The organism is Scandinavium hiltneri, from assembly GCF_024764835.1.
GTDB classification, from domain to species: domain Bacteria; phylum Pseudomonadota; class Gammaproteobacteria; order Enterobacterales; family Enterobacteriaceae; genus Scandinavium; species Scandinavium hiltneri.
The window spans coordinates 155,624-182,616 of sequence record NZ_JALIGE010000068.1 but is presented as its reverse complement, the minus strand read 5'-3'; the positions used below and the strand labels follow the sequence as shown (position 1 = coordinate 182,616).

Here is a 26,993-nt window from a genome sequence, read left to right as displayed (position 1 = left end):
GAAAACATGGAATCAAATAACTGCAACCCTACAAGCAGGCGACAGCTTTCATTTTTTTGGTCGCTTTTACCTATGGTTATTATGCTCGGTGGTATCAGTATCGGGTATTTTATGTTTAATATTCGTGCAGAACCTATGATTATCATGGGGGCCGCTACTGCTTCGTTTGTTGGAATAGCGCACGGATATACATGGGATGATATTTTAAAATCTATATGTAATAAAATAGCAGAAGCTTTACCGGTCATTTTAATTGTCGCCAGTATCGGGTTTTTAATCGGAGGGTGGATGATCTCTGGTACGATACCAATGATGATTTACTATGGTCTGAAAGTCATTAATCCACAGTACTTCTATATTTCAGCATTCTTTTTGGGGGCGCTGATTTCAGTCTGTACAGGGACCTCGTGGGGATCGATTGGCACCATCGGAATTGCGATGATTGGTGTTGCTATTGGGCTTAATATACCGTTAAGTATTGCCGCAGGAGCCATTGTGTCAGGATGCTGGTTTGGCGATAAACTGTCTCCGGTTTCGGACTCAACCAATATGGCGGCCCTGGCGGCCGGGGTTAATCTATACTCCCATATAGGGCACCTGCTCTGGACAACCGGGCCGGGCTTCATTTTATGCTGTATCGTTTATTCATATATGGGTCTGAATATTGATACTTCAGGCAGTACTCCAGAATCCATCACTGTGCTGATGACGTCAATTGCAGAGATATACAACTTCAATTTCCTCCTTATCCTTCCACCGCTGATTGTGCTGTATGGATCGCTGACAAAGAAACCCCCGATCCCGATGCTGTTTCTGTCTACGCTGGTCTCGGTGATCCTGGCCCTTGTTTTTCAGGTATTTTCGCCTTCCTCCGTTGGTGAAGCTGTCGTGAGCGGGTTTAAGTTAACGATGGCTGAAGGCATCAATGTTTCTACACTCTCCCCAGACTTACCACGCCTGCTTGAGCGCGGCGGGGCAATCTCAATGTTCAGCAGTTTTGTCACTGTTTTTAGTGCATTCAGCTTCGCTGGCGCAATGAGTGCAACGGGCTCACTTCATACTGTTATCCAGGCGTTGACCAAAGGCGTGAAGTCAACGTTCAGATTAGTATTCATTACTATCGTGAGCGCATTTACTATTTGTGCATGTACTGCAAACGGTACGCTACCATTACTGTTATGTGGCGATGCATTTAAGGGTGAATATAAAAGAAGAGGGCTGGCGGCAAAAAATCTGTCGCGTACGACAGAGGATGCAGGAACCGTTGTTGAACCCATTATTCCTTGGTCTGCCTCCGGTGTTTATTGTGCAACTATGTTAGGTGTGGCGACGCTGGATTATCTCCCGTGGGCAATTTTATGTTATAGCGGCATTATTTTTGCATTGCTCTGGGCTGCCACAGGAATTGGTATCGCCAAGTATGACCCAAGTGACGATCCAGAATATGTTATGGAACACTAGATTATATTATAATTTCATTTTCTTGATTAAGAATATTTGTTGTACAGGGAGCCATGATGTCTTTATTTGATAATATTGTGATACGCGATTCCAGTTGCCGAAAATATGGGCAGTTGAAGCAGATGTTTGGGACAGAAGATGTTTTACCTCTGTGGATTGCTGATATGGATTTTAAAACACCGACATCCATCCTTGATAATTTACAGATTGTCTCGGCTCAGCCCGTACAGGGTTATAATATGGATTACCCCGGCTGGAAGAAATCGGTTGTTGACTGGTATCAGAAGCAATATGAAACTTATATTAGAGAGGAGTGGTTACATTTTATTCCCGGAGTAATAAAAGCCGTGGTTTTATCTATAATGGCTTTGAGTGAACCCGGTGAAAATATATTGACCTGTACACCAATATATGATCCTTACAAAAATCTCGTGCCAGGGTGTGGTAGAAAATTACTCCAGACTCGGTTGATCGAAAAAAATGGAACTTATGAATTTGACTGGCAGGATTTCAGAAATAAGCTGAAAATGTCCAAAATGTTTCTATTGATTTCCCCACATAATCCCGGAGGAATTGTGTGGGATCGTGAGACTCTTGTAAAAGTGACACGTTATTGCCATGAGGAGGGGGTTATTATTGTGTCAGATGAAGTGCATTGCGACCTGACGTTACCTGGCAAATATCATATTCCTTTTTTCACCGCCAATGAAGCTATCGATAGTCAGTCCATTGTATTAACGTCGATTGGTAAAACTTTCAATGCTCCCGGGGTTCAAGGGGGCATTATGATCGTGAAGAATAATAAGTTGCGAGATCAACTCTACGCCTTCCTGGATAATTGCTATCTTGCTGAAACAAACTACTTACAACAAGCCGTCATTTATTCTGCTTATACTCAGTGCGACAATTGGTACCAACAGTTGCTTTCATATTTGTCGGACAATGTTAAATATGTCAAAGAGGAAATAGCGAAAAATTGCCCAAAAATTTCGGTAATCTATGGTGGTGCCTCTTATCTTCTTTTCCTCAATGCCGAGAAGATGGGACTGAGTGAGGAAGCCCTGGCTTCTTTTTTCATCCATGATGCTAAACTGGGGCTCTCTCCTGGTCTGCAGTATGGTATAGGTGGAGAAGGGCATATGCGACTGAATATTGGCTGCCCTCGATCCGTATTGGTTGAAGCAATTATCAGGTTAAAAGCCGCTTATTCAAAATGTTACTGTTGATGGCGATGGGGACGTTAGACTATTAAAGCATGTCAGGTCACGTTACTGAGCGGGGAGCGTTGTTTTATTCAACCTCCCTGCGATGCCTTCCTTCATTTCAAATAGCCCGCAGAGATCGTTTTTAGCGTATAAAAAATCACCAAACAAACGTTAGAAAAGAAATAGTAACGATGATGAATTTATATATTTTCAAACTAAAAAATGTTTTTTATAACAAAAGGTTATTTTAGGTAACCGGATTTAATCTCCCCTAATCGCTGTTTCGTCAGTCCAACCCCCCGTTCTTAAAGGCTTGCGCAGTATGCCGTGCAGGTGGTACTGATACGCCGCGTTATAATTCGTCTTAAATTAAACAACACAAATCATCCCCGTTTCAGTGGGAAACATGCGTGACAAAATGTCTCCCTGCGTTGAGGAAGTCTGTAGTTATGAAAAAAGCGAAAGTCAGCCTGGCCTGGCAAATACTGCTGGCGTTAGTGCTGGGTATTCTTCTGGGTAGTTATCTTCATTATCAAAGTGATAGCCGTGAATGGCTGATTACCAACCTGCTATCACCTGCCGGTGATATCTTCATCCATCTGATCAAAATGATTGTGGTACCGATTGTGATTTCGACGCTGGTGGTCGGGATTGCAGGCGTGGGCGATGCCAAGTCGCTGGGCCGTATCGGTGCGAAAACCATTATCTATTTCGAAATCATCACTACTATCGCCATCGTGCTGGGTATTACGCTGGCGAACGTCTTCCAGCCGGGGTCAGGCATTGATATGTCGACCCTCGCAACGGTGGATATTTCGAAATACCAGAGTACTGCGACCGATGTACAAAGCCACGCGCATGGCCTGATGGGCACGATCCTGTCGTTGGTGCCGACCAATATTTTCGCCTCGATGGCGAAAGGCGACATGCTGCCGATTATCTTCTTCTCGGTGCTGTTTGGTCTGGGGCTGTCATCGCTGCCATCTGCGCATCGCGAACCGCTGGTCACGGTGTTCCGTTCGGTTTCCGAAACGATGTTCAAAGTGACGCACATGGTGATGCGCTATGCGCCAGTCGGCGTGTTCGCGCTGATTTCCGTCACCGTGGCTAACTTTGGTTTTGCCTCCCTGTGGCCGCTCGCCAAGCTGGTGATCCTGGTGTACGTCGCCATTGTGTTCTTCGCGCTGGTGGTGCTGGGAACAGTGGCAAAAATGTGTGGGCTGAGCATCTGGATTTTGATTCGTATCCTGAAAGACGAGCTGATTCTGGCGTACTCCACGGCGAGTTCCGAAAGCGTGCTGCCGCGCATTATCGAGAAGATGGAAGCCTATGGTGCGCCAGCGTCGATCACCAGTTTCGTGGTGCCGACTGGCTACTCCTTTAACCTTGATGGCTCGACGCTGTACCAAAGTATCGCGGCGATTTTCATCGCTCAGCTGTACGGCATTGACCTGTCCATCGGCCAGGAAATCATTCTGGTGCTGACCTTAATGGTGACCTCGAAAGGGATCGCGGGCGTGCCCGGGGTATCGTTCGTGGTGCTGCTGGCGACGCTCGGTAGCGTGGGTATTCCGCTGGAAGGGCTGGCGTTTATCGCAGGCGTAGACCGTATCCTCGACATGGCGCGTACCGCGCTGAACGTGGTGGGTAACGCGCTGGCGGTGCTGGTGATTTCAAAGTGGGAACACAAATTTGACCGCAAAAAAGCGCAGGCGTACGAGCGTGAAATGTTGGGCAAATTCAGTAAAACCGCGAATCGTTAAGCGCTGTGAACCTCTGCCCGATGGCGCTTACGCTTATCGGGCCTACAAAACGCAAAATCACACAGGCCCGGCAAGCATCGCGCCGCCGGGCGGTATTATTCGCCGCTCAATGCATCAAGCTCTTCGCATCCCGAATCATTTCCTTCCAGACAGCTGACGTTAAACCAGTTCAGCGCCTTCTGTTTATTCGGCTTGATGAAGCCTTTTTCCCCTTCGCGGAATATCATGGCCGCCCAGTATTCGGCATAGCCGGAGCGCGAGAGCGTCGAGCTGCGTTTAAACCAGAAGGTCGCTTTGACGTCATCTTCCGGTACTTCGCCGCCGTTGGCGTAAATCAGCCCCAGCAGCATTTGTGCGTCGACCGCGGTGTCGCTATCGATATCTTCCGCCACTTTTTGCAGCAGGGATATTGCGCGCGGGTAATCGGTTTTACCCGCCTGAGTGTTCAGCAGCATGTGGGCGAGGGTGATTTCCCCGTTAGTGCTGCCCGCCAGCGTCGCCTGTTCGGCCAGCTTACGCGCGTTGGGCAGGCTTGTTTTCATCATCATTTGCGCCAGCAATGCAACGGCGTCCGGCTCACCAGCCTGCGCTGCTTTTTCAGCCCAATAGCGAGCATGCGGTTCATCACCGGAACTGTAATACGTATCAGCCAGATAATACTGGGCGCGTTTGTCGCCCGCTTCGGCCTGCTCTTTGTACCGGGTGCCGATTTCGTCGGCGTGCGCCAGTAAAGGGAGCAACAATAACCAGCCACAGCGCTTAATCATTCTTTTTCTTCCGCATGCAAGGAGCCGCAGTATAAAGGGCGCCGCAAGAGAATTAAATGGGGCAAGAAGTGTAAAAAAAGGGGTGAAAATCTTCACCCCCACAATGACGCGTTCATAACGCGCGTCAGCCCTGAGCACTCTCACGTAACCGGGACTTCAGCTTATTATATTCGTCAATAACGTACTGTTCAGCGCTGTGCTGATCGGCAATACTTTCCACCCGAACGGCACAGTATTTATACTCCGGCGTTTTGGTTATCGGGCTTAGGTTTTCCGTTACCAGCTCATTACAGGCGCCAATCCACCACTGATAGGTCATGTAAACCGCCCCGACGTTCGGGCGGGAGCTGACCTGCGCGCGGGTAATGATTTTGCCTTTGCGCGAATACACCCACACCAGCGCTTCGTTCTCAATACCGAGCCTTGCCGCGTCAGCGGTATTGATTTGCGCGTAGCCCGGTTCATCGGCAAGCGCGGCCAGTGCGGCACAGTTACCGGTCATCGAACGACAGGAGTAGTGGCCGACTTCACGCACGGTGGAGAGCACCAGCGGATACTCTTCGGTGAGTTTATCGATAGGCGCGACCCAGTCGCAGGTGAAGAATTGCGCCAGACCGTTCGGCGTATCGAACTTCTCCGCGAACAGGTACGACGTACCCTGATCGGCGTCTGACTCATCGCTACATGGCCACATCACATAGCCCAGCTCACCCATTTTTTCGTAAGTGGCCCCGGTAAAGCTCGGACACAGATGACGCAACTCATCCCAGATTTCCTGAGTGTTGTTGTAATGCATCGGATAGCCCATCCGGGTGGCGATTTCGCTGATGATTTGCCAGTCGGTTTTCAGGTCCCACTGCGGTTCAACGGCTTTGAAGAAGCGCTGGAAGCCACGGTCTGCGGCGGTATAAACGCCTTCGTGCTCGCCCCATGAGGTGGACGGCAAAATGACGTCGGCCGCCGAGGCGGTTTTGGTCATAAAGATGTCCTGCACGATAACCAGTTCGAGGTCTTCAAACCCTTTGCGCACCGCAGAAAGCTCGGCGTCAGTTTGCAGCGGATCTTCGCCCATGATGTAGGCCGCACGTACTTCGCCATGCGCCGCACGGTGCGGCAGCTCGCTGATGCGATAGCCGGTGTGTGCAGGCAGACTTTCCACGCCCCAGGCTTTGGCGAATTTCTCGCGGTTGGCCGGATTGTTGATGTACTGATAACCCGGATAGGTATCCGGCAACGCGCCCATATCACAGGCACCCTGGACGTTGTTCTGACCACGCACCGGGTTAACGCCGACGCTCGGACGGCCCAGATTGCCGGTCAGCATTGCCAGGCTTGTCAGCGAACGCACCGTTTCCACACCCTGATAGAACTGGGTCACGCCCATGCCCCACAGGATCGCAGCGGATTTCGCACCGGCGTACATCCGCGCACACTGGCGAATTTCCTGCGCGCTCACGCCGGTTATCGTTTCCACGGATTCAGGCGTATAGCCTTCAACGATTTTGCGATACTCCTCAAAGCCCTCGGTACGGCTGGCGACAAACGCCGTGTCGTAGAGATTTTCTTCAATGATCACATGGCCAATCGCGTTCAGCAGCGCGATGTTCGAGCCGTTTTTTAACGCAATATGCATATCGGCAATGCGCGCGGTTTCAATTTTACGCGGATCGCAGACGATGATTTTCGCGCCATTACGTTTGGCGTTAATCACGTGATTCGCCACGATTGGGTGCGAATCTGCCGGGTTGTAGCCGAAGATAAACACCAGATCGGTGTTATCAATCTCTGTGATGGCATTACTCATAGCGCCGTTACCGACCGATTGGTGCAGACCTGCAACCGAAGGGCCGTGTCAGACGCGAGCGCAGCAGTCGACGTTATTGGTGCCAATAACGGCGCGCGCAAATTTTTGCATCACATAGTTGGTTTCATTCCCTGTCCCGCGCGACGAACCGGTGGTCTGGATAGCGTCCGGGCCGTATTTGGTTTTGATGGCGCTCAAACGGTCGGCGACATAATTCAGCGCCTCGTCCCAGGATACGGACTCCAGTTTGCCGCCACGCTGGCGACGGATCATCGGGGTTTTCAGGCGCGGGGTGAGGATTTGGGTATCGTTGATAAAATCCCAACCGTAGAACCCTTTCAGGCACAGCGTGCCCTGGTTAGTTTTCCCCTGCGCCGCTTCCGCCCGGATTATTTTGCCGTTATCTACCACCAGGTTTATCTTGCAGCCCGATGCGCAGTAAGGACAAACCGTAACGACTTTTTTCATCGGTTTCGCTCCAGTTAAACAGTCGCATAAATGCGTTCAGCGCTCGTTAATGCAGGTTTTATGCCACTCTTTACTATATGGGTATTGGCGGGTTTCAGCGTGGGTGCAACTGACGAAAATGGGCAGCTCGTCAGTTTTGACGTGTCGAATGCCACCGGGATGTGACAGCGGTTATAAATCCGTCACCCGATACTGGAATTGACTGGAGCGCACTGCAGAATCATTCAGACTTACTTCATGGCGTTCAGAGCAGGGGCTGATGATGAAACCGGTCATACTGGTGATTGACGACGACACGGCAATCTGCGAACTCCTTCGGGATGTGCTCGCCGAGCATGTGTTTGACGTGGTGGTGTGCCATTTGGGCCAGCAGGGTGTGGCGACGGTGGCGCAACGGCCAGACATCGCGCTGGTGCTGCTCGACATGATGCTGCCGGATATCAACGGCCTGCAGGTGCTGATGCAGGTGCAGAAAATACGCCCGGCGCTGCCGGTGGTGATGCTCACCGGCATGGGCAGCGAGTCTGACGTGGTGGTCGGGCTGGAAATGGGCGCCGATGACTATATCGGCAAACCATTTAACCCGCGGATTGTGGTGGCGCGCCTGAAAGCGGTGTTACGCCGCAGCGGTGCGCTGGCGGTGGACGTGCGCAGCGGGCAGGGCGGCGGGATCAGCTTTAACGGCTGGCGGCTCGACACCGATCGCTGCGAGCTGTTCGACCCCACGCAAAACGCGGTGGCGCTGACTCAGGGCGAATACGGATTGCTGTTGGCGCTGGCGCAAAACGCCCGGCGCGTGCTCAGCCGGGAACAGCTGCTGGAGCTGACCCACAGCGAAAGCACCGAGGTGTTTGACCGCACGATAGACGTGCTGATCATGCGCCTGCGACGCAAAATCGAACGTAATCCGCACCAGCCGACGCTTATCAAAACCCTGCGCGGGCTGGGCTATGTCTTCGCCGCTGATGTCACAGAGGCTGGCGTAGGCCCATGTAAGCGCAGCACCGCCGGGCAATTCTGACGGCTCACACGCTGTTTTCGCTGATAAACAACGTCAACTCATCAAGGGATTTCGCCCCGTCAATCGCGTTGGCGCACAGGAGACTGGCACGCGCGCAGGCGTGGGCCAGCAGCACGCTTTGGCGCAGCGTCCAGCCTTCGTGACAGCCATACAGGAACCCGGCGCAAAAGGCATCGCCCGCACCGACGCTGCCGATAATCTCGTTCTGCGCCAGCTGCCAGGACGGCACCCATTCGCCCGGTTCGCCAGGTGCTTCACACCACGCGCCTTCCGGGCAGTGGATAACCACCCGCTTTTTCACGCCTGCCGCCAATAGCAGCGCCGCAGCCTGAGCGATGTTGTCGATTATTGGCTCACCGTTTTCGATGCGGATCGGCAGCTCGCTAAACTCCCCGGCTTCCAGTTCGTTAATCACTAAGTAATCGAGATAAGCCAGCGCCGGACGCACCAACGGCTGATAGCGCGGGTCGCCTTTGCGTGACACCAAATCCAGCGACGTTTCGTAGCCTTTCTCGCGCATCTGTGCCAGCAGTCGCGCGGCCCGCGTGCCGTACTCTTTGTCCGCCAGATCCAGGCTATCGAGCAGCAACAAATAGCCGAGATGGAAGATCTTCATCGATCCTTCCAGCCGATCAAAGGCCGGAAGATCCAACAGCCGGTTCGCGCCGGGAGAATGGAAAAAGGTACGCTGCCCGTCGGGATCGGTCATCACCTGCGACATCGAGGTTGGCGCAAACGAAGTGCGCTGCACGTGCTGACGATTGACGTGATACTGATCGAGCATCGCCATGATGTAATCGCCGTCCGCGTCTTCGCCAATCAGCCCCACCGCCTGCAACGGCATATGGTTGCGCATTTTAGCCAGCGTCAGCAGCACGTTCAGCGGCGCGCCGCCGGTGGATCGTTCGCTGTGAGTGATCTCCGCCAGCCAGCCGCGCTCAGGCCACTGCACGATGCGATGCACGTGATCGACCAGCATATTTCCGGCGGCGATAATGCCCTGGCGTTCCATTACACTTTCCCCGCGCTGCCGAAAATCCGCATCTGCTCGGCAACGGTATCGGTAATGGCGGTTTCGATACCCAGCAGCAGTTCGGCAAACTCATCATAAATCGGCTGACGCTGCGCCATGTGCTGCTCAACCGCGCCCAACGCCGCCTGCGACATGCCGGTGTAGAAATTGATTTTGTGAATACCAAGCTCAATGGCGCGACGGAAATCTGCATCGCTAATCCCCGACCCACCGTGCAGCACCAGCGGTAAACCCGTTTGCTGGCGAATGGCGTCGAGGCGCGCGAAATCGAGCTTCGGCTCGCCTTTGTATTTGCCATGCGCGTTGCCGATGGCGACGGCTAGCGCATCAATGCCGGTTCTGTCGATAAACTCGCGGGCCAGACCCGGGTCGGTGAAGAAGGCTTCATCGGCGTGGCCGTACAACGCACCGCCTTCATCACCACCGACTGCGCCGAGTTCCGCTTCCACCGACACGCCCACTGCGTGACACATCTTCACCACTTCACGGGTCTGGCGGATGTTTTCGTCGTAGTCGAGGGTCGAGCCATCAAACATCACCGAGCTGAATCCAAGGCGCAGGGCGCGCACCACCGCCTCAAAATGCAGGCCGTGATCGAGATTCAGCACCACTGGAATGTCGTGTCGAGCGGCCTCAAAATGTACCGCCTCCACCAGCGATTCCAGCGACAGATATTTGAAATGCACCTCGGCGATATTGATGATGAACGGCGAGCGTTCCTGTTCGGCGGCGGCAAACAGCGCCCGCAGGAAATGCGAGTCGAGCACGTTAAACGCGCCCAGCGCATAGCGGTGTTCCCGGGCGTGGGCCAGTCCTTCGGCAAGAGAAATCATCGGCATAGCGTTCTCCTTTAACTGCGAAACAGACGGTATTCATTGCACAGCACTAACTGCGCCGGTTCGTCTTCTTCGATATTGTTATAGCGGTCGAGTGGCGTCAGAAAATGGTTGTCGTGACTGTCATCATTCACCGACGACACTTCGCCCACCAGCACGTCGCCAAAGCCCGGCTCACCCCAGAAGCTGTGATACAGCCCCGGCGGCAGGCAAATGCTTTCCCCCGGCGCGAGGCGCAGCTGACTGCCTGCGGCGTGGGTCTGACGACAGCCATCGAGCGTCACGGTTACGTCGCTGTTTTCCGTTTGCTCTAAAGCGTCGGCGTTCCACAGCTCGACAATCAAATTGCCGCCGCCGCGATTGATAATGTCTTCCCGCTTACGCCAGTGAAAATGCATCGGTGTTACCTGCCCGTCGCGCACGTGCATGATTTTTTCAGCATAGCTCTTTTCGTAGGGCATACCGTTGGGGGAGCCGTTACGGAAGGTAAACAGGGTCAGTCCCTGAGAGGTGAAATTGTTACCGCCAAAGCTGGTGACGTCCCAGCCGAGCCTGAGGGCAAACACTTCGTGCCAGGTATCGGGGTCGAGCTGCTGCCATTGCGTCGGAGGAAAGCTGGCGAACGGCGGAAGATGCACGTCATGCATGGAGAAAAATTGCCGCGTCTGGCCGAGTATGTTGTTAATTTCGGAGCGTTTCATTTTACCTCCTGAAGGGAGAGGCTGCGGCCTTATTGTCGGGTGTCGCTGCGCTTACCCGACCTACAATTCCTGTAGGCCTGATAAGCGCAGCGACATCACGCATTGTCTGGCGCAGAGGAATTACTTAACCGTCCAGCCCTTATACGTCCCGATATTTTTCTTGTCGATCATCGTCACCGGAATCAGCACCGGTTCAGTTGGCGCGGGTTTGCCCTGCAAAATGTCATAACCAATTTCCACTGCTTTCGCCGCCATGACCTGCGGATCCTGGGCAGGCGTTGCCACAAACAGTGAATTTTGGCGCTTCAGCGCTTCTTCCCCGTCCGGTGAACCATCCACGCCAACGATAAAGAACTCTTTACGTTGCGCCTGTTTCGCTGCCAGATCGGCACCGATCGCCGTCGGATCGTTAATCGCAAATACGCCGTCGATCTTCGGATTCGCCGCCAGCAGCGAAGTCATCACTTCCAGCCCGCCTTCGCGACTGCCTTTGGCATTCTGGTTATCAGACAGCACTTTGATATCCGGGTGCTTTTTGAATTCGGACTGACAGCCTTCGACGCGGTTTTGCACCGCAGACACTGGCGGTCCGTTGATGATGACCACATTGCCTTTACCGTTCAGGCGATCGGTGATGTATTTACAGGCCATCGCGCCCGCCTGGGTGTTATCGGAAGTGATGGTCGCGTCGGCTCCCACGGCTGCCACGTCAACCGCCACCACCACAATCCCTGCCTCTTTCGCGCGCTTCACCGCCGGGCCAATGCCCTTCGAATCGGCGGCGTTGAGGATAATCATATCGACCTTGGCGGCGATAAAATTATCAATCTGCGATACCTGTTGACCCAGATCGTAGCCGCTGGAAACCAGCGTCACTTTGACGTTATCTCCGGCGAGCTTGCGGGCTTCCAGCTCCGCGCCTTTGGTGATTTGCACGAAGAACGGGTTGGCGAGGTCGCCCACCGTCACGCCGATAGATTTCAGCTCTTTTGCCTGCACAAACGGCGCGGCGGCGAGCAGGGTGCCAGCACAGAGTGCAATGGCGATTGGCTTCAAACGCATGTTGTTTTCCTCACAGGTAAGATGTTGTTGTTATGCACTTTGATGGTGTCGGGTACGGTATTTGTCGATCAGAACCGCAATGATGATCACCGCCCCTTTGATCACCAGTTGCCAGAAATAGGAGACGCCCATCAGCGTCATGCCGTTGTTGAGGGTGGCGATGATCAGCGCCCCCACCAGCGTCCCGGTGATGGTGCCGATGCCGCCGACGAAGCTTGTCCCGCCGAGGATAACGGCGGCGATGGCGTCCAGCTCATAGCCCATGCCGAGGTTGCCGTTGGCGCTGTACAGCCGCGAAGCGCTCATCACCCCGCCCAGTCCCGACAGCAGGCCGCTCATGCCATACACGAACAGCAAAACCAGCCACACTTTGATGCCGGTCAGGCGCGCCGCCTGCATATTGCCGCCCACCGCGTAGATATGAACCCCAAGCGTGGTGCGGCGCAGAATGAACCAGCACACCGCGATCACCGCCAGCGCAATCACCACCAGCCACGGGACCGGCCCGAGGTAGTTGTTACCTATCCATTCAAAGCTGATGTCGGAGTTAATCACCGTGGTGCCGTCTGCCAGCAGATACGCCGCGCCGCGCAGCGCCGTATAGGTACCAAGCGTGACGATAAAGGGCGGTAGCCCGGCAAACGCCACCAGCGCACCGTTGAACAGCCCGAGAATCAGCCCCAGCATCAGCGCTGCAGGAATGGAAAGCAGAGCGAATTGCGGAATGAGCGACACCACCATCGCTGCTACCGCCGTGGTGCCGAGAATCGAGCCAACGGAGAGGTCTATCCCGCCGGTCAAAATGATGAACGTCATCCCTGCCGCCAGCACGATGTTAATCGACGCCTGACGAGTAATGTTCAGCAAATTGCTTTCGGTGAAGAAGTTCGGCGTGATAAAGCCAAATACCGCCACAATCAATATCAGGATCGGCAAGATCCCCACGGTTTGCATCAGATCGCCCATCAGCATTTTTCGGGCTGACGCCTTAGCAACCTGCTGCGGCGAGGGCACGGAATGTTCTTTTTGCGTGGTCATGGTTGCACCGCCTGGTGATGGGATTCGTTTACGCCGGTCGCCAGCGTCATAATATTTTCCTGGGTGATGTCCTGGGCCAGCAATTCCCCGGCAATGTTGCCTTCTCGCATCACGTATACCCGGTCGCTCATGCCGACGATTTCTGGCAATTCGCTGGAAATCATCAGGATAGCCACGCCCTGGCGCGCCATCTGATTCATGATGCGGTAGATTTCACTTTTGGCCCCGACGTCCACACCGCGCGTGGGTTCATCGAGGATCAGAATGCGCGGGCCAATCGCCACCCAGCGGGAAATCAGCAGTTTTTGCTGATTGCCACCGGACAAACCACCTGCACGCACTTGTGAATGCGGCACGCGGATATTCAGCAGCTTGATGGCATCGTCAGAAATGGTCTGGGCTTTTTTGCGGTCGAGCATCCCGTAGTGCGAGTCGCGCTCCAGCGTCGCCATGGTGATGTTTTCCTGCGCCGCCAGTTCGAGGAACAGGCCCTGTTCTTTGCGGTTTTCCGTTAAAAAACCGATACCTAAATCTATGGCTTCCCGTGGGGAATGAATCAGCACCGGTTCGCCATCCACTTCAATCACCCCACCGGTAGCCTTACGTACGCCGAAAATCAGCTGCGCCAGCTCGGAACGTCCGGCCCCGACCAGCCCCGCCAGCCCGACGATTTCGCCAGAACGCACCAGCAGACTGCACGGCTGCACTTTGCCACCGTCGGTCAGGTGGTGAACGTTCAGACGCGGCTGGCCGTGTGGAATATCGCGCTCTTTGTTGAACAAATCGCTTAACGGGCGGCCGACCATCATCCGCACCAGTTCGGAGGCGTTGAGCTTCTCGCGGGTCAGGCTGCCGACGTACTGCCCGTCGCGCAGCACGCTGACGCGGTCGGACAGCTCGTACACTTCCGCCATCCGATGGCTGATGTAGATAATCGCCATCCCTTCGTCGCGCAGGCGCAGAATCAGCTCAAACAGGCGCTGGGTTTCACGGGAAGAGAGGGCAGCGGTGGGTTCATCCATCACCAGAATACGGCTGTTGCGGTGCAGCGCGCGGGCGATTTCGACCTGCTGCTGTTCGGCGATGGTGAGCTTCATTACCCGATCGGTGGCTTTGAACTGCGCCCCGAGGCGGTTAATCACTTCCTGCGCCTGAAGCACCATGGTTTTGCGCTGTACCAGGCCGCCGCGCGACAGTTCGCTGCCGAGGAAAATGTTTTCGGCGACGGTGAGATTGGGCGCGAGCTGCATCTCCTGATAAATCAGGGTGATGCCTGCGGCCAGGGCATCTTTCGGGCCTTTAATGGTATGAGGTTTGCCGTCAATCAGGATCTCACCGCTGGTGGCGGTATAGGCGCCAGCAAGAATTTTCATCAGCGTGCTTTTTCCGGCGCCGTTTTCCCCCATCAGCGCGTGGATTTCTCCGGGAAAGACCGTCAGGTCGACCCCTTTCAGCGCATAAAACTTGCCAAAGGCCTTGGCGATGTTGTGCATCTCCAGCACCGGCGTCTGACTCATGGCTGCACTCCTGAGGATGGTCGATATCAGCAGTCCATCACAGGAAAGTAAATGCAGAATGTCAGAGGCCGTTCATATTTGTCATATACCCTTCATACTTCAAGTTGCATGTGCGTTGGTTGCACTCGTTCACCCCAGTCACATACTTGAGTAAGCTCCTGGGGATTCGCTCGCTTACCGCCTTCCTGCAACTCGAATTATTTTGGATATAGTGATAAAAATGTGGCGAAACTTTGACGCCTCTCACGCCGGAGCCACTATGCCAATACGCCGTCCCTCGTTTTTCGCCAGTGCGCGCGGCCGCCTTCTGTTTTTCAATTTGCTGGTGGTGGCGGTCACGCTGATGGTGAGCGCGGCGGCAGTATTGGGGTTTCGTCACGCCAGCCAGATTCAGGAGCAGGTGCAGCAGCAGACCTTTGACGACATGACAGGCAGCATGAATCTGGCGCGTGACACCGCCAACGTCGCCACTGCCGCGGTCCGGCTATCGCAGGTCGTCGGCGCGCTGGAATACAAAGGCGAAGCCGAGCGCCTGCAGGCCACGCAGCAGGCGCTGAAACATTCGCTCGATCAACTGGCTACCGCGCCGCTGGCGCAGCGTGAACCGGAACTGGTGCAGCGCATTATCCAGCGCAGTAACGAACTCCAGCAAAGCGTGGCGGGCATGTTAAAGCGCGGGCAGCAGCGCCATCTGGAGCGCAACGCGCTGCTCAGCTCGCTGTATCAAAATCAGAGCTACCTGCGTCACTTGCAGGAGATTAACCGGCGTCAGGGAGAAGGTTCGCTGGACGGACGTCTGCTGCTGGAAATGGACCGGCTGATGACCGCGGCGATTGAAACGTCGACGCCGCGCTCGACGGTGCGCCAGATTGACGCCGTGATGCACGCGCTGCCAACGGAAAATGCGGATCCGACAATTGCCTTCATATTGCCGGATTTCAATGCAGAACTGCGTAAACTCGCCCCGCTTTCCCGGCGTCTGGAGCAAAGCGATTTGGCGATCAGCTGGTACATGTTCCACATCAAGGCGCTGGTGGCGATCCTCAACGGTGATATTAACCAGTACGTGGCGCAGGTAGCGCAGGCGTCCGAACAGCGGGTGGCGCAAAGTCATCGCGAACTGGGATCGATTATCGACTTAATTCTCAGCTTCGCCCTGCTGGCGCTGGTGATAACGGGGTTTGCGGGCTGGTATATCTATCGCAATCTCGGCTGGAACCTGACCGCTATTTCTGATGCGATGTCGCGGCTGGCGCACGGTGAACAGGACGTCTCGGTTCCTGCATTGCAGCGACGCGATGAGCTGGGGGAACTGGCTCGCGCGTTCAGCGTTTTTGCGCGTAATAAATCGACGCTGGAGCACACCACCCGGCTGTTGAAAGAAAATACCACTCAGCTGGAAACGGGCCGAATCGAGCGGCAGGGACTGGAAGAGGCGCTACTGCACAGCCAGAAAATGAAAGCCGTTGGGCAGCTGACGGGCGGTCTTGCTCATGATTTCAACAACCTGCTGGCGGTGATCATCGGCAGTCTCGAGCTGGTCAAACCGAATGAGGCCGATGCGCCGCGAATTTCCAGAGCGCTGCAGGCCGCCGAACGCGGGGCGCTGCTGACTCAGCGTCTGCTGGCGTTCTCGCGCAAACAGTCGCTGCACCCGCACGCGGTGGAGATGAAAGGCCTGCTGGAAAACCTCGGCGAACTGATGCGCCACTCGCTGCCCGCCACGCTAACGCTTGAAATAGAGGCGCAAACCCCGGCGTGGTCGGCGTGGATAGACGTCGGGCAGCTCGAAAACGCCATCATTAACATGGTGATGAACGCCCGCGATGCGATGGAAGGCCAGGCTGGCGTCATCAAAATTCGCACCTGGAATCAGCGGGTGAACCGCAGCGACGGGCGCAAACAGGACATGGTGGCGCTAGAGGTTATCGACCATGGCAGCGGCATGTCGCAGGCGGTAAAAGCCCAGGTGTTCGAACCGTTCTTCACCACCAAGCAGACCGGCAGTGGCTCCGGGCTGGGCCTGTCGATGGTGTACGGTTTTGTGCGCCAGTCCGGCGGGCGAGTGGAAATCGAAAGTGCGCCAGGGCAAGGCACCACTGTCCGACTGCAGTTGCCGCGTTCAATTTTGCAGGCGGTCGAGCGTGCGGATGAAAGCGTGGTCGACGACGAAATGCCCGCCGAACGGCTGGCGCTGGTGCTGGAAGACGAAGCCGACGTGCGCCAGACCTTGTGTGAACAGCTGCACCAGCTGGGCTGGCTGACGCTGGAGGCAAGCCGTGGCGAACAGACGATTGCGATGCTGGATGCATCGGAGGATATCGCGATGCTGGTCAGTGATTTGATGCTGCCGGGAAGGCTCAGCGGCGTGGACGTGGTCAATCACGCCCGCACGCATCACCCGCAAGTGGCGGTGCTGATTACCAGCGGCCAGGATTTACGTCCGGCGCACAACCCACAGCTGCCGGACGTCGTACTGCTGCGCAAACCCTTTACCCGAGCGCAGCTCGCGCAGGCGCTACGGCAGGCGCAGGCAGGCCAGGTGTCGCCGCACGAGCAACGGCGCAAATGAGATTTCTCCGCTACCCGGCGTGGTGAGCGTTGATTACGCTGAGGTCAGTCCAACCCAGAGTCTGACCCGATGAAAAGACCCGCAACGGCGCTGCTGTTTGGCACGCTTGCCCTGACAAGCCAGCTGGCCCATGCCGATATAATTGATGACGCGATCGGCAATGTTCAGCAGGCGATCAGCGATGCGTATAAACCGAATAGCGATAACGTCTACCATGACGATCGTGACGATAATAATGACAATGCCGACAATCGCCGGCAGGACAGCGACCGCGACCGGCAATATGACGACCGCTATCGTCAACTTGAAGATCGCCGCCGTCAGTTAGACGACAGGCAGCGCCAGCTCGATCAGGAACGCCATCAGCTCGACGACGAAGAAAGCCGACTGCGCGACGACGACGATCGCTAATCCAGCACAACCTCCATTCTGTCATATCCCGCTTCAATGCCTTCCGGCAGCGGGTTGCTCATCATCCACGCATCAAACTGATGGCTGATATGGGTCAGGATGACGCGCGGGCAACGGACGATCGCGTTGATCGCCAGCACCGTGTTCAGATCGCAATGATTGCGCGGCGGCTCGGCTTTCGGCGCGTGGCTGCAGTCGATGATCATCACCTGCGGATGATTGTTAAGCAGAAATTTCAGCGTTTTATCCGGCAGACCGGCAGTATCGGACAGCCATGCCACGCGACTGTGGGCGGATTCCAGCAGATAACCGAAGGTCAGCTTTGAATGGGTGAGCGGCAGCGGCGTGACCTGCATACCCTGCAATTCGAACACCACAAACGGCTCAACGGTATGACTGAAATCGAGCAGGCCGGGGTGTTTGAATAAATCATCGCAGCCCTGCTCATCCGCCGGCCCGTAGACCGGGATTTTTTCCCCCACGCCCCAACGCAGCGGGAACAGGCCCTGCACGTGATCCATATGATAGTGGGTGAGTAAAAACTGCTGAAAACTGCCCGCCGGGTGGTGGTCCATCAGGTCAGGAATGCCTGCGTCCAGCAGCGTCAGCGCGTTGTTGTAGCGCACTTCGCCGCTGCACGGGCGACGTCGGTAGTTTTCGTCCAGTCGGGCGCGACGACACGCCGCGCAGTCACAGCCAAACACCGGCACCAGTTGTGCGCCGCCGGTACCGGTCAGGCGTAGGGTCAGGCTCATGGTTGACTCCTACAGCGTCTTTTTGAAACGGAAATGGCTCTGCTGATAGCCTTCGCGCAGGTAAAAGCGGTGCGCGTCGGTGCGAACTTTGCCGCTCGACAGCTCCATCAGGCTTGCGCCGCGCTGGCGGGCTTCCTCTTCCGCCCAGGTCAGCAACTGCTGGCCGATGTTCAGGCCGCGCATCTGCGGCAGAATGACCAGCTCCTGAATTTCACCAATCCAGCAATTCAGGTTCAGCGGAAACATCATTTGCAGGCCAATAAGCCCAACGATTTCGCCGTTCACCAGCGCCAGCTGATAGCGCTGGCTCGGGGTATTCAGATTCGCGGCAAAGCCCGCCGCGAAGGTCTGTCGGTCGTACTCTTTCTGTTTTAGCTCACAGATAAGCCCGTATACCGCGTCAGTGTCAGCGGGCGTGGCGGGGCGAAGTTCACAGGGCATGCTGGCTCTCTTTTTGGTTACCGTGGGCGCGGATCAGGCGCATAAAGGTTTCCACAGACTGTAGCAGACTGCCATCGTTGTTCAGCATCAAACAGTCACTGAGGGTATAACGCGCAGCCCTGCCCAGGCGCAGGGCAATCTCGTTTTCCGTTTCACGCCCGCGCTGCTCCAGACGCTGGCGCAGCACGTCCGGCGAAACCTGCAGACATATCGGCAGCAGCGCGTCGGCGTAGCGGGCTTTGGCCTGCGCCAGATGCGCGCGTGAACCGTTGACCACCACGTCAAACCCGGCGTGCAGCCAGACGTCGATTTCAATGCCGACACCGTAATACAGCGCGTTGGCGTGCCAGCTCAGGGCGAACAGCTGGCGTTCCGCTCGGGTGAAAAACTCGTGTTCGCTGAGCGCAATATGGTTCTCACTCCCGGCGTTGGCCGGGCGGGTGATGTAGCGGTGCGCGACCAGCATTTGGGTGTGTTCCCGCTGGCGAAGTGCTGCCAGCAGGCTGTCCTTCCCGGACCCGGACGGGCCGACCAACCAGATAAGCCGTCCCGTCATCAGAAGACCCTCTTGCCCTGGCGCCACACGTGGTCGATATGCACGTGCTTGCCTTTACGGTGTACCAGCACCAGGTCCGCGCGTTTACCCTCAGCGATGATGCCGCGGTCAGACAAGTTCAGCGCCCGCGCCGGGTTGCGCGTCACCAGATGCACAGCCTGCGCCAGACTGTAGGCGTTGCGCTCGTCGTCGGCGATCCGGAAGGCCGCATCAAGCAGGCTGGCCGGGTAATAATCCGAGGAGAGAATATCCAGCAGCCCGCGTGAGGCGAGGTCATGGGCCGCGACGTTGCCGGAGTGCGAACCGCCGCGCACGATGTTCGGCGCGCCCATCAGCACGTTCATCCCGTGCTGGCGTGAGGACTCAGCGGCCTCGAACGTGGTGGGAAATTCGGCGATCACGCTGCCAATATCAAACGATTCAACCACATGTTCATGTGTGGCATCATCGTGACTTGCCAGCGCAATATTGCGCGTGCGGCAGACCTGTGAAATCGCCATCCGGTTTGGCTGTGACCATTCGGCGGCAAGCTCAAGCTGCTCTTCTTCAAATTTGTCCATTTGCTCGTTGGTCAGATGGTATTTGCCCTGATAGTAATCGCGATATTTTGAGCGGTCGGCGTACTGACGCTGGCCCGGCGAGTGGTCCATCAATGACACCAGCGACACCAGTTCGCGATCGACCAGCTTTTCGAACAGCGGCAGGGTGGTGAAATGCGGTAGCTCACAGCGCAGGTGCAGACGATGCTCGGCGCGGTTGAGGCCGCGTTTTTGCGTGTCTTCCACTGCGTTGATCATTTTCTCTAAGTTTTCCAGGCGGTCGCCGCCGTCGCGCACGTCGCCAATGGCGACGGCGTCCAGCACCGTAGTGATCCCGCTCGCCACCATCAGCGCATCGTGGCTGCTCATGGCGGAATGTGCTGGCCAGTCCACTTTCGGGCGCGGGGTGAAGAATTTATCCAGATTGTCAGTGTGCAGTTCGATCAGCCCCGGCAGCAGCCAGCCGCCTTCGCCGTCCATTGCCTGCGGGCTTTGGCTCTGGGTTTCGGCAAATGTGCGGATAACGCCGTCCTGCACATCGACCGAGCCGTGAACCACTTCATTTTCGAGCACTAATTTCACGTTGTTGATAATCATGCTGCGGCTCCCATTGGGTGCAGACGGTCGGCGACGCGATTACGCACCGCTTCATCATGGAAAATGCCGACGATGGCCGCGCCACGCGCTTTGGCTTCGTCGATAAGCTCAACCACGGCGGCGCTGTTTTTGTCATCCAGCGAGGCGGTGGGTTCGTCGAGCAGCAGAATGGGGTAGTCGACCACGAAGCCGCGGGCGATATTGACGCGCTGCTGTTCGCCGCCGGAAAACGTCGACGGCGCCAAGTGCCACAGGCGTTCCGGTACGTTGAGGCGCGTCAACAGGCTGGCGGCTTTGGCGCGGCATTCTTCTTTTGAAACGCCGAGATCCAGCAGCGGCTGCATCACCACGTCGAGAGCGGAAATGCGCGGGATCACGCGCAGGAACTGGCTGACCCAGCCGATGGTGCCTTTGCGCACTTCCAGCACTTTTCGCGCCGGGGCGGTGACCAGATCGACCCATTCGTCGCCGTGTTTGATGTGGATATGGCCTTCATCTGGCAAATAGTTGGCGTACAGCGAGCGCAGCAGCGTCGATTTTCCGCTGCCGGAATGGCCGTGCAGCACGACGCATTCACCGGCGTTCACCGTCAGTTCCGCTTTGTACAACACCGGCAAATTGATGCCGTTCTGGTGATGCAGGACGAAGGTTTTACTCAGGTTTTCAACGCGAATCATTTTGGCCTCTTGTTTATGATTGCCGGATGGCGGCGGGTGCCTTATCCGGCCTACCCGTATGCGCATTCTGTAGGCCTGATAAGACGTAGCAGCGTCGCCATCAGGCAAAAGTCAGTTCTGCAAGACGGAGGAAACCAACAGCTGGGTGTACGGATGAAGCGGGTCGTCGAGCACGCGGTCGGTTAATCCACTTTCCACTACCCGGCCTGCCTTCATCACCATCAGACGGTCCGCCAGCAGGCGTGCCACGCCCAAATCATGGGTAACAATCACCACTGCCAGATCCAGTTCCACCACCAGGCCGCGCAGCAGGTCGAGCAAACGCGCCTGCACAGATACGTCCAGGCCGCCGGTCGGCTCGTCCATAAACACCAGCTTCGGGTGTGTCACCAGATTGCGGGCGATTTGCAGACGTTGCTGCATGCCGCCGGAAAAGGTGGTCGGTAGCTCATCAATGCGCGACGGAGGGATTTCCACCGCCTCCAGCCACTGCGCGGCGGTTTCGCGGATGTTGCCGTAATGGCGCGCCCCGGTGGCCATCAGGCGTTCGCCGATGTTGCCGCCCGCCGATACCTGACGACGCAGGCCGTCCATCGGATGCTGATGCACCACGCCCCATTCGGTACGCAGCAGGCGGCGGCGCTCGCCTTCCGACATGCCGTACAGCGACTGGTTTTCGTAAACCACTTCACCCTGCTGCGGCGCGAGGCGTGCGGAAATCGACTTCAGCAGCGTGGTTTTGCCGGAGCCGGATTCCCCGACGATACCCAGCACTTCGCCCGGCCACAGGTCGAACGACACGTCGCTGAAGCCTTTGCCCGGCGCATAAAGATGGGTCAGGTTATTGACCGAAAGTAACGGCTGATTCATTGACTTAACGCCTCGCTCTGTTGGCGGCAGTAATCGGTATCGGAGCAGACAAACATCCGTTTGCCGGTGTCATCGAGCACCACTTCGTCGAGATAGCTGTGGCGCGAACCGCAGATGGCGCAGGGCTCATCCCAGGCCTGAACCGTGAACGGGTGATCGTCGAAATCGAGGCTTTCCACTTTGGTGTACGGCGGCACGGCGTAGATACGTTTTTCACGTCCGGCCCCGAACAACTGCAGCGCAGGCATCCTGTCCATTTTCGGGTTATCGAATTTCGGGATAGGTGAGGGATCCATCACGTAGCGATCGTTGACCTTCACCGGATAGGCGTAGGTGGTGGCGATATGGCCGAAACGGGCGATGTCCTCGTACAGTTTCACCTGCATCACGCCATACTCCTCTAGCGCGTGCATGGTGCGGGTTTCGGTTTCGCGCGGCTCGATAAAGCGCAGCGGCTCAGGGATCGGCACCTGGAAGATCAGGATCTGATCCTCGGTCAGCGGCGTTTCCGGGATCCGGTGACGGGTCTGGATCAGCGTCGCGTCTTCGGTTTTTTCGGTGGTGGTCACCCCGGTGACGCGTTTGAAGAAGTTGCGAATCGACACGGCGTTGGTGGTGTCGTCGGCGCCCTGGTCGATCACTTTCAGCACATCTGCCTCGCCGATCACGCTGGCGGTGAGCTGAATGCCACCGGTGCCCCAGCCGTACGGCATCGGCATTTCACGCCCGCCAAACGGTACCTGATAGCCTGGTATCGCGACGGCTTTCAGAATGGCGCGGCGGATCATGCGCTTGGTCTGTTCGTCGAGATACGCGAAGTTATAACCGCTGAGATTAGCCACGATGGCGCTCCTGTTGCAGGCGTTTGAGCAGTTCCAGTTCGGCCTGGAAATCGACGTAGTGAGGCAGTTTGAGATGCGAAACGAACCCGGCGGCTTCGACGTTATCGGCGTGGGCCAGGACGAATTCTTCGTCCTGCGCGGGCCCCGTGATGTGTTCGTCGTAGTCCGGGGCTTGCAGCGCGCGGTCCATCAGCGCCATCGCCATCGCTTTGCGTTCGCTCAGGCCGAACACCAGGCCGTAGCCACGGGTGAAGTGCGGGGCCTGCTCGTCAGGCGAGACGAAACCGTTAACCATTTCGCATTCGGTCATTAGCAGTTCGCCGACGTTCACCGCAAACCCTACCTCTTCTGGCACGATTTCCACGTCAATGTGGCCGCTACGGATTTCCCCGGCAAACGGGTGATTGCGCCCGTAGCCACGCTGCGTGGAGTAGGCCATCGCCAGCAAATAGCCTTCGTCTCCGCGCATCAGCTGTTGTAAGCGTGAAGCGCGGGAGCACGGATAAACCGGCGGCGTGTGAGTGATGTCATCCGGCGTTTCGCCAGCGTCTTCTTCCACCTTCGCCAGTCCCTGGCGAGTCAGTAGGCTGAACACATGCGGTGACGCGGCGGGTTGCTCTACGCTTGTGGCAACCTGTGGCGTCTCACCGTTGGCGAGCAGCGTGAAATCGAGCAGACGGTGGGTGTAATCGTAAGTCGGGCCGAGCAACTGGCCGCCGGGCACGTCTTTATAGACCGCTGAGATCCGGCGTTCGAGGCGCATTTCGGCGGTGTTAATCGGTTCGCTCACCGCCAGACGTGGCAGGGTGGTGCGATAGGCGCGCAGCAGGAAAATGGCTTCGACGTTATCGCCGCTGGCCTGTTTCAGCGCCAGGGCCGCCAGCTCGCGGTCGGCAATGCCGCCTTCGGTCATGACGCGGTCGACGGCGAGATTCAGCTGTTGTTCAATTTGCGCGACGGTAAGCTCAGGTAGCTGCGCGTCGCCGCGGCGTTTTTGTTCCTGTAGGGCGTGTGCGGCATCGATGGCCTTTTCGCCCCCTTTGACGGCGACGTACATCAGCAAACCTCCACGTGCGTGGTGCGCGGAATAGCCAGCAGGCGGTCTCCGCAGGTCAGGATCAGATCCACCCCCAGCGGGAACGGGTGCGGACGTTCGGTCAATTCATGAAGAATGCATTCCGGCAACTGCGGGGCAATCATCCGCTCTTCGTTGATCCCGGCCCCGGTCAGGCGCAGCATCCGGCCCCCGCTCAGGCTGCTGAGCTGCATAATCAGCGTGGCGCTGGTTTCTGGTGCAATCGCACTGCCCGCCGACAGGGCGTTCAGCTGTTCGGGGCTAACAGACGCGTCGGTGACAGCAAACAGCGCGTGCTGCGGCTGTTCGACCAATGGAGCGTTGGTGTGAAAACGCAGATTCTGGCGCACGATGTCGTTATCAACTGAGGCTGACAGCCACACTGGGGTATCGTTATCCACCAGGGTCAGCAGCACGCTGGTGGTCGCCGGGGAGAGCGGTTGCCAGCCGTGTTTATGCTGATGCATCGACACAATCACGCCCGGCTCGCTCATGGCTTTCAGCAGACGACGGAAACTGTGCTGGGCATCTTGCACCGGATGAGGAAAAGCGGTCTTGAGTTCTGAAGAAAGGGTCATGCGTTGTCTCCACGCACTAAGGTAAAGAAGTCCACCCTGCTGGCGTTCACTTCGGCGCGGCGCGCGGCAATGCGGGCCTCGCGATCGGCTTCCAGCGGGGCAATCAGGGTTTCCATCAGGGTCTGAAAATGGGCATGGGTTTGCAGCAAGGCGTCGATCGCCGCACAGCGTTCGGCGTGGGCTTTATCGCGGCCCAGCACCCAGCTGTAGCCCAGCGTGCCGTCGTTCAGTCGCACGGTGGCGCGGGTCAGGGTGGCGTCTCCGGCGAAGAATCGTGAACCGGTCGCGCCCATCCGGGCCTGGATTTGCACCAGGCCGCTTTCTGGCGCGCGGAGGATTTCATATTCCGGTGAGAGCTTCAGCGCCTGCATACGGGCGGAAAGTTCAGCAGGCTGGCTGTGGGCCAGCGCCGACATCCAGCGCTGACGAGTGGCGGTATCGAAAGGCATTCAGTGCTCCATTGTGAATTCAATCATGTCGGCGCGGGTCAGGCTGACGGAGTATTCCGCCGCGTTAACGTCGCCTTCACGATGGTTCAGGGTGCGCACGCAAAGCAGCGGCGCCATGTTCGGGATTTCCAGCACCTTGCTCTCTTTGGCCTGAGCACGGCGGGCGCCTACCCGTGTTTGCGTGCGAGTCAGTACGAGGGCCAGTTCTTCACGCAGAAAATCGTGCAGCGAACCGCTGTTGAAGCGCTGAAGGGCGGGCCAGAAACGCATGTCGGAAAAGTAGTGATCGATGATGCACAGCGCGACGCCGTTGACGCGGCGCAGGGTGCGCAGGTGAATGACGTTGTCGCCCTCCTGAATACCCAGTGCGTCGGCCACGTGACCCGAGGCCGGGCGCAGTACCGAGAGCAGTTTTTCGCTGGTCGGGTGGCTGCCCTGGTCGAGCAGATTCTGGCTAAAACGTGCCTGGGCATTGAGCGGGTAATCGAACGGACGCATCAGCACCAACACGCCGACGCCCTGACGACGCTGCACCCAGCCTTTTTCCACCAGTTGGTCAATGGCGCGGCGCAGGGTGTGGCGATTGACGTCAAAGCGGGCGGCAAGCTGATGTTCGGCGGGAAGGTAGTCACCGCAGCGATACTGGCTGCGCAGCTCCTGTTCGAGCCTGGCGGCAATCTCTTCGTAGCGCGTCGGGTAACTGGTCGGATGTCTGGACAAGTGCATCATAAGGAACACCTCTTCAACGTCACTTTCGCGGATGAGTGAAAATATGCCGATAGGGTGACGCGACAATATGACACTCCGGTTAAGGTGCGGTGAATGAACGATGAAGAGTTGAAGTAGGGCGTGTGACAGGGCGGAGCGGGCCGCCCTGGGGGAGATTACTGCGGCTGTTTGACGACGTTGATCATCCACGGTACGCCGAATTTATCGGTGACTTTGCCAAATCCGTGGGCCCAGAACGTTTCCTGCCAGTCCATTTCAATCTTGCCGCCCTCGGCGAGGGCATCGAACCAGCCTTTCCCTTCGTTGACATCCTGGGTGTCGAGCACCAACGTAAAACCGGAATAGCTGACGCTGCCGGTCATGCCGTCGCTCATCATTATCTCGCTGCCCGCAATGCGGACGTTGGAGTGGGCGATAGCATCGGGTGGAAAGACCATGCCGGAGGGGCAGCCTTCTTCGCTGTTCTGATCGGATTTTGGCATTTCGCCAAAGGTGATTTTGTAGCCCAGTTCAGCGTTTAATGCCTGTTGGTAGAAGGCATGGGCGTCGGCGCAATTGCCGGAAAAAGAGATGTAGGGACTTAACGGCATAACCATAACCTCGGAGAGTGGGTACCCCGATAACTATAGTTACGATGCGTTAATATAACCAAGCGGTTGTATTTTTTTCCCGACAGCGTAAACGTCGCCAGGCCTACAAAAGCTTATTGCATGCAGGCCTGGCAAGCGAAGCGTCGCCAGGCGATATGGCGAGGGATCAGTTCTTTTTAACGAACTCAGATTTCAGCTTCATTGGGCCAAAACCGTCAATTTTGCAGTCGATGTTGTGATCGCCTTCAACGAGGCGGATATTCTTCACTTTGGTACCGATTTTCAGCATCGAAGAGCTGCCCTTAACCTTCAGATCTTTCACGACGGTCACACTGTCGCCGTCGACCAGTAGGTTGCCGTTAGCATCTTTAACGATAAGCTCGTCACCGTCATTAGAAGGCTCTGCGTCGTTCCACTCGTGGGCGCACTCAGGGCAGATGAACATGCCGCTGTCTTCATAGGTGTATTCGGAATTGCATTTTGGGCAGTGTGGCAGAGACATAGTAACCTCGTAATAATTGAAAATGCGCCACAGACCGTGCAAACCGCCGCTGAGCGCTAAAAGTATGACTCATTATACCGCATGTCCTTACGGTTGTCGGGACTATTTATCCCCTGGCCTGGACCGCTTACGTA

General features: G+C 56.5%; 27 protein-coding genes. 6 read left to right on the top strand and 21 right to left on the bottom strand.

The genetic code is table 11. The features are described from left to right. Positions 1-6: 6 nt before the first annotated feature. The 3 genes from nhaC to gltP all read left to right on the top strand — a co-directional run bounded on the left by nhaC (position 7) and on the right by gltP (position 4,429). The gene (nhaC, locus tag MUU47_RS04110; protein WP_258986886.1) at positions 7-1,461 is read left to right on the top strand and encodes a Na+/H+ antiporter NhaC; all 1,455 of its coding nucleotides are present in this window, start codon (positions 7-9) and stop codon (positions 1,459-1,461) included. A 56-nt stretch (positions 1,462-1,517) separates the two neighbouring features. Then, positions 1,518-2,687 (top strand): MalY/PatB family protein, encoded by a 1,170-nt coding sequence (locus MUU47_RS04105; RefSeq protein WP_258986885.1) that lies wholly within the window; start codon positions 1,518-1,520, stop codon positions 2,685-2,687. Between the two features lie 428 nt (positions 2,688-3,115). Continuing rightward, entirely contained in the window at positions 3,116-4,429 is a 1,314-nt protein-coding gene (gene gltP / locus MUU47_RS04100; RefSeq protein ID WP_258986884.1) for a glutamate/aspartate:proton symporter GltP, read from the top strand. Between the two features lie 95 nt (positions 4,430-4,524). Here gltP and MUU47_RS04095 read toward each other — a convergent pair whose 3' ends face one another. Together MUU47_RS04095 and fdhF are read right to left on the bottom strand one after the other, a co-directional pair. Next, positions 4,525-5,196: a tetratricopeptide repeat protein gene (locus tag MUU47_RS04095; RefSeq protein ID WP_159776683.1), complete on the bottom strand. Its 672-nt coding sequence runs from the start codon at positions 5,194-5,196 to the stop codon at positions 4,525-4,527. Positions 5,197-5,320: 124 nt separating this feature from the next. After that, positions 5,321-7,468: a formate dehydrogenase subunit alpha gene (gene fdhF, locus MUU47_RS04090; RefSeq protein ID WP_258986883.1), complete on the bottom strand. Its 2,148-nt coding sequence runs from the start codon at positions 7,466-7,468 to the stop codon at positions 5,321-5,323. Between the two features lie 262 nt (positions 7,469-7,730). Here fdhF and MUU47_RS04085 point away from each other — a divergent pair, with 262 nt between their 5' ends. Next, complete coding sequence (locus MUU47_RS04085; protein ID WP_258986974.1) at positions 7,731-8,489, top strand: response regulator; 759 nt, start codon at positions 7,731-7,733, stop codon at positions 8,487-8,489. Positions 8,490-8,493: 4 nt separating this feature from the next. Here the strand turns inward: MUU47_RS04085 and MUU47_RS04080 are convergent, their stop codons facing one another. The 6 genes from MUU47_RS04080 to MUU47_RS04055 form a co-directional block, all read right to left on the bottom strand. Beyond that, positions 8,494-9,501: a carbohydrate kinase family protein gene (locus MUU47_RS04080; RefSeq protein WP_258986882.1), complete on the bottom strand. Its 1,008-nt coding sequence runs from the start codon at positions 9,499-9,501 to the stop codon at positions 8,494-8,496. Continuing rightward, positions 9,501-10,361: a ketose 1,6-bisphosphate aldolase gene (locus MUU47_RS04075; RefSeq protein ID WP_258986881.1), complete on the bottom strand. Its 861-nt coding sequence runs from the start codon at positions 10,359-10,361 to the stop codon at positions 9,501-9,503. Before MUU47_RS04075 ends, MUU47_RS04080 begins: the two co-directional genes overlap by 1 nt. Before the next feature lie 11 nt (positions 10,362-10,372). Beyond that, the gene (locus tag MUU47_RS04070; RefSeq protein ID WP_258986880.1) at positions 10,373-11,059 is read right to left on the bottom strand and encodes a D-lyxose/D-mannose isomerase; all 687 of its coding nucleotides are present in this window, start codon (positions 11,057-11,059) and stop codon (positions 10,373-10,375) included. 120 nt (positions 11,060-11,179) lie between these two features. Beyond that, complete coding sequence (locus tag MUU47_RS04065) at positions 11,180-12,121, bottom strand: ABC transporter substrate-binding protein (RefSeq protein WP_258986878.1); 942 nt, start codon at positions 12,119-12,121, stop codon at positions 11,180-11,182. 30 nt (positions 12,122-12,151) lie between these two features. After that, a complete protein-coding gene (locus tag MUU47_RS04060) occupies positions 12,152-13,159 on the bottom strand; it encodes an ABC transporter permease subunit (protein ID WP_258986877.1) in 1,008 nt (335 codons plus the stop codon). Next, on the bottom strand, positions 13,156-14,676 hold the full coding sequence (locus MUU47_RS04055; RefSeq protein WP_258986876.1) for a sugar ABC transporter ATP-binding protein: 1,521 nt from the start codon (positions 14,674-14,676) through the stop codon (positions 13,156-13,158). Before MUU47_RS04055 ends, MUU47_RS04060 begins: the two co-directional genes overlap by 4 nt. Before the next feature lie 259 nt (positions 14,677-14,935). Between MUU47_RS04055 and MUU47_RS04050 the strand changes: the two genes are divergently transcribed. Further along, a complete protein-coding gene (locus MUU47_RS04050; RefSeq protein ID WP_258986875.1) occupies positions 14,936-17,248 on the top strand; it encodes a hybrid sensor histidine kinase/response regulator in 2,313 nt (770 codons plus the stop codon). A 69-nt stretch (positions 17,249-17,317) separates the two neighbouring features. Further along, positions 17,318-17,659 (top strand): DDRRRQL repeat protein YjdP, encoded by a 342-nt coding sequence (gene yjdP, locus MUU47_RS04045; protein WP_258986874.1) that lies wholly within the window; start codon positions 17,318-17,320, stop codon positions 17,657-17,659. On the opposite strand, the gene phnP is transcribed toward yjdP, so the two are convergent. The 13 genes from phnP to MUU47_RS03980 all read right to left on the bottom strand — a co-directional run bounded on the left by phnP (position 17,656) and on the right by MUU47_RS03980 (position 26,859). Then, complete coding sequence (phnP, locus tag MUU47_RS04040; RefSeq protein WP_258986873.1) at positions 17,656-18,414, bottom strand: phosphonate metabolism protein PhnP; 759 nt, start codon at positions 18,412-18,414, stop codon at positions 17,656-17,658. The two genes, yjdP and phnP, sit on opposite strands and share 4 nt — an antisense overlap. A 9-nt stretch (positions 18,415-18,423) precedes the next feature. After that, positions 18,424-18,855 (bottom strand): aminoalkylphosphonate N-acetyltransferase, encoded by a 432-nt coding sequence (gene phnO / locus MUU47_RS04035; protein WP_258986872.1) that lies wholly within the window; start codon positions 18,853-18,855, stop codon positions 18,424-18,426. After that, on the bottom strand, positions 18,845-19,411 hold the full coding sequence (phnN, locus tag MUU47_RS04030) for a ribose 1,5-bisphosphokinase (protein WP_258986871.1): 567 nt from the start codon (positions 19,409-19,411) through the stop codon (positions 18,845-18,847). The genes phnO and phnN overlap by 11 nt, the downstream gene beginning before the upstream one ends. After that, positions 19,411-20,547: an alpha-D-ribose 1-methylphosphonate 5-triphosphate diphosphatase gene (gene phnM / locus MUU47_RS04025; protein ID WP_258986870.1), complete on the bottom strand. Its 1,137-nt coding sequence runs from the start codon at positions 20,545-20,547 to the stop codon at positions 19,411-19,413. Before phnM ends, phnN begins: the two co-directional genes overlap by 1 nt. Beyond that, positions 20,544-21,224: a phosphonate C-P lyase system protein PhnL gene (gene phnL, locus MUU47_RS04020; protein ID WP_159759701.1), complete on the bottom strand. Its 681-nt coding sequence runs from the start codon at positions 21,222-21,224 to the stop codon at positions 20,544-20,546. The genes phnM and phnL overlap by 4 nt, the downstream gene beginning before the upstream one ends. A 111-nt stretch (positions 21,225-21,335) precedes the next feature. Beyond that, a complete protein-coding gene (gene phnK, locus MUU47_RS04015) occupies positions 21,336-22,094 on the bottom strand; it encodes a phosphonate C-P lyase system protein PhnK (RefSeq protein WP_258986868.1) in 759 nt (252 codons plus the stop codon). Continuing rightward, positions 22,091-22,936 (bottom strand): alpha-D-ribose 1-methylphosphonate 5-phosphate C-P-lyase PhnJ, encoded by an 846-nt coding sequence (phnJ, locus tag MUU47_RS04010; RefSeq protein ID WP_110510980.1) that lies wholly within the window; start codon positions 22,934-22,936, stop codon positions 22,091-22,093. Before phnJ ends, phnK begins: the two co-directional genes overlap by 4 nt. Next, the gene (locus MUU47_RS04005) at positions 22,929-23,993 is read right to left on the bottom strand and encodes a carbon-phosphorus lyase complex subunit (protein ID WP_258986867.1); all 1,065 of its coding nucleotides are present in this window, start codon (positions 23,991-23,993) and stop codon (positions 22,929-22,931) included. Before MUU47_RS04005 ends, phnJ begins: the two co-directional genes overlap by 8 nt. Further along, on the bottom strand, positions 23,993-24,589 hold the full coding sequence (gene phnH / locus MUU47_RS04000; protein WP_258986865.1) for a phosphonate C-P lyase system protein PhnH: 597 nt from the start codon (positions 24,587-24,589) through the stop codon (positions 23,993-23,995). Before phnH ends, MUU47_RS04005 begins: the two co-directional genes overlap by 1 nt. After that, the gene (phnG, locus tag MUU47_RS03995) at positions 24,586-25,038 is read right to left on the bottom strand and encodes a phosphonate C-P lyase system protein PhnG (RefSeq protein WP_258986864.1); all 453 of its coding nucleotides are present in this window, start codon (positions 25,036-25,038) and stop codon (positions 24,586-24,588) included. The genes phnH and phnG overlap by 4 nt, the downstream gene beginning before the upstream one ends. Beyond that, on the bottom strand, positions 25,039-25,764 hold the full coding sequence (gene phnF, locus MUU47_RS03990; protein ID WP_258986973.1) for a phosphonate metabolism transcriptional regulator PhnF: 726 nt from the start codon (positions 25,762-25,764) through the stop codon (positions 25,039-25,041). A gap of 158 nt (positions 25,765-25,922) precedes the next feature. Next, positions 25,923-26,357: a VOC family metalloprotein YjdN gene (yjdN, locus tag MUU47_RS03985; protein ID WP_258986862.1), complete on the bottom strand. Its 435-nt coding sequence runs from the start codon at positions 26,355-26,357 to the stop codon at positions 25,923-25,925. A 166-nt stretch (positions 26,358-26,523) separates the two neighbouring features. Then, entirely contained in the window at positions 26,524-26,859 is a 336-nt protein-coding gene (locus tag MUU47_RS03980; protein WP_159759687.1) for a zinc ribbon domain-containing protein YjdM, read from the bottom strand. Between the last annotated feature and the right edge of the window lie 134 nt (positions 26,860-26,993).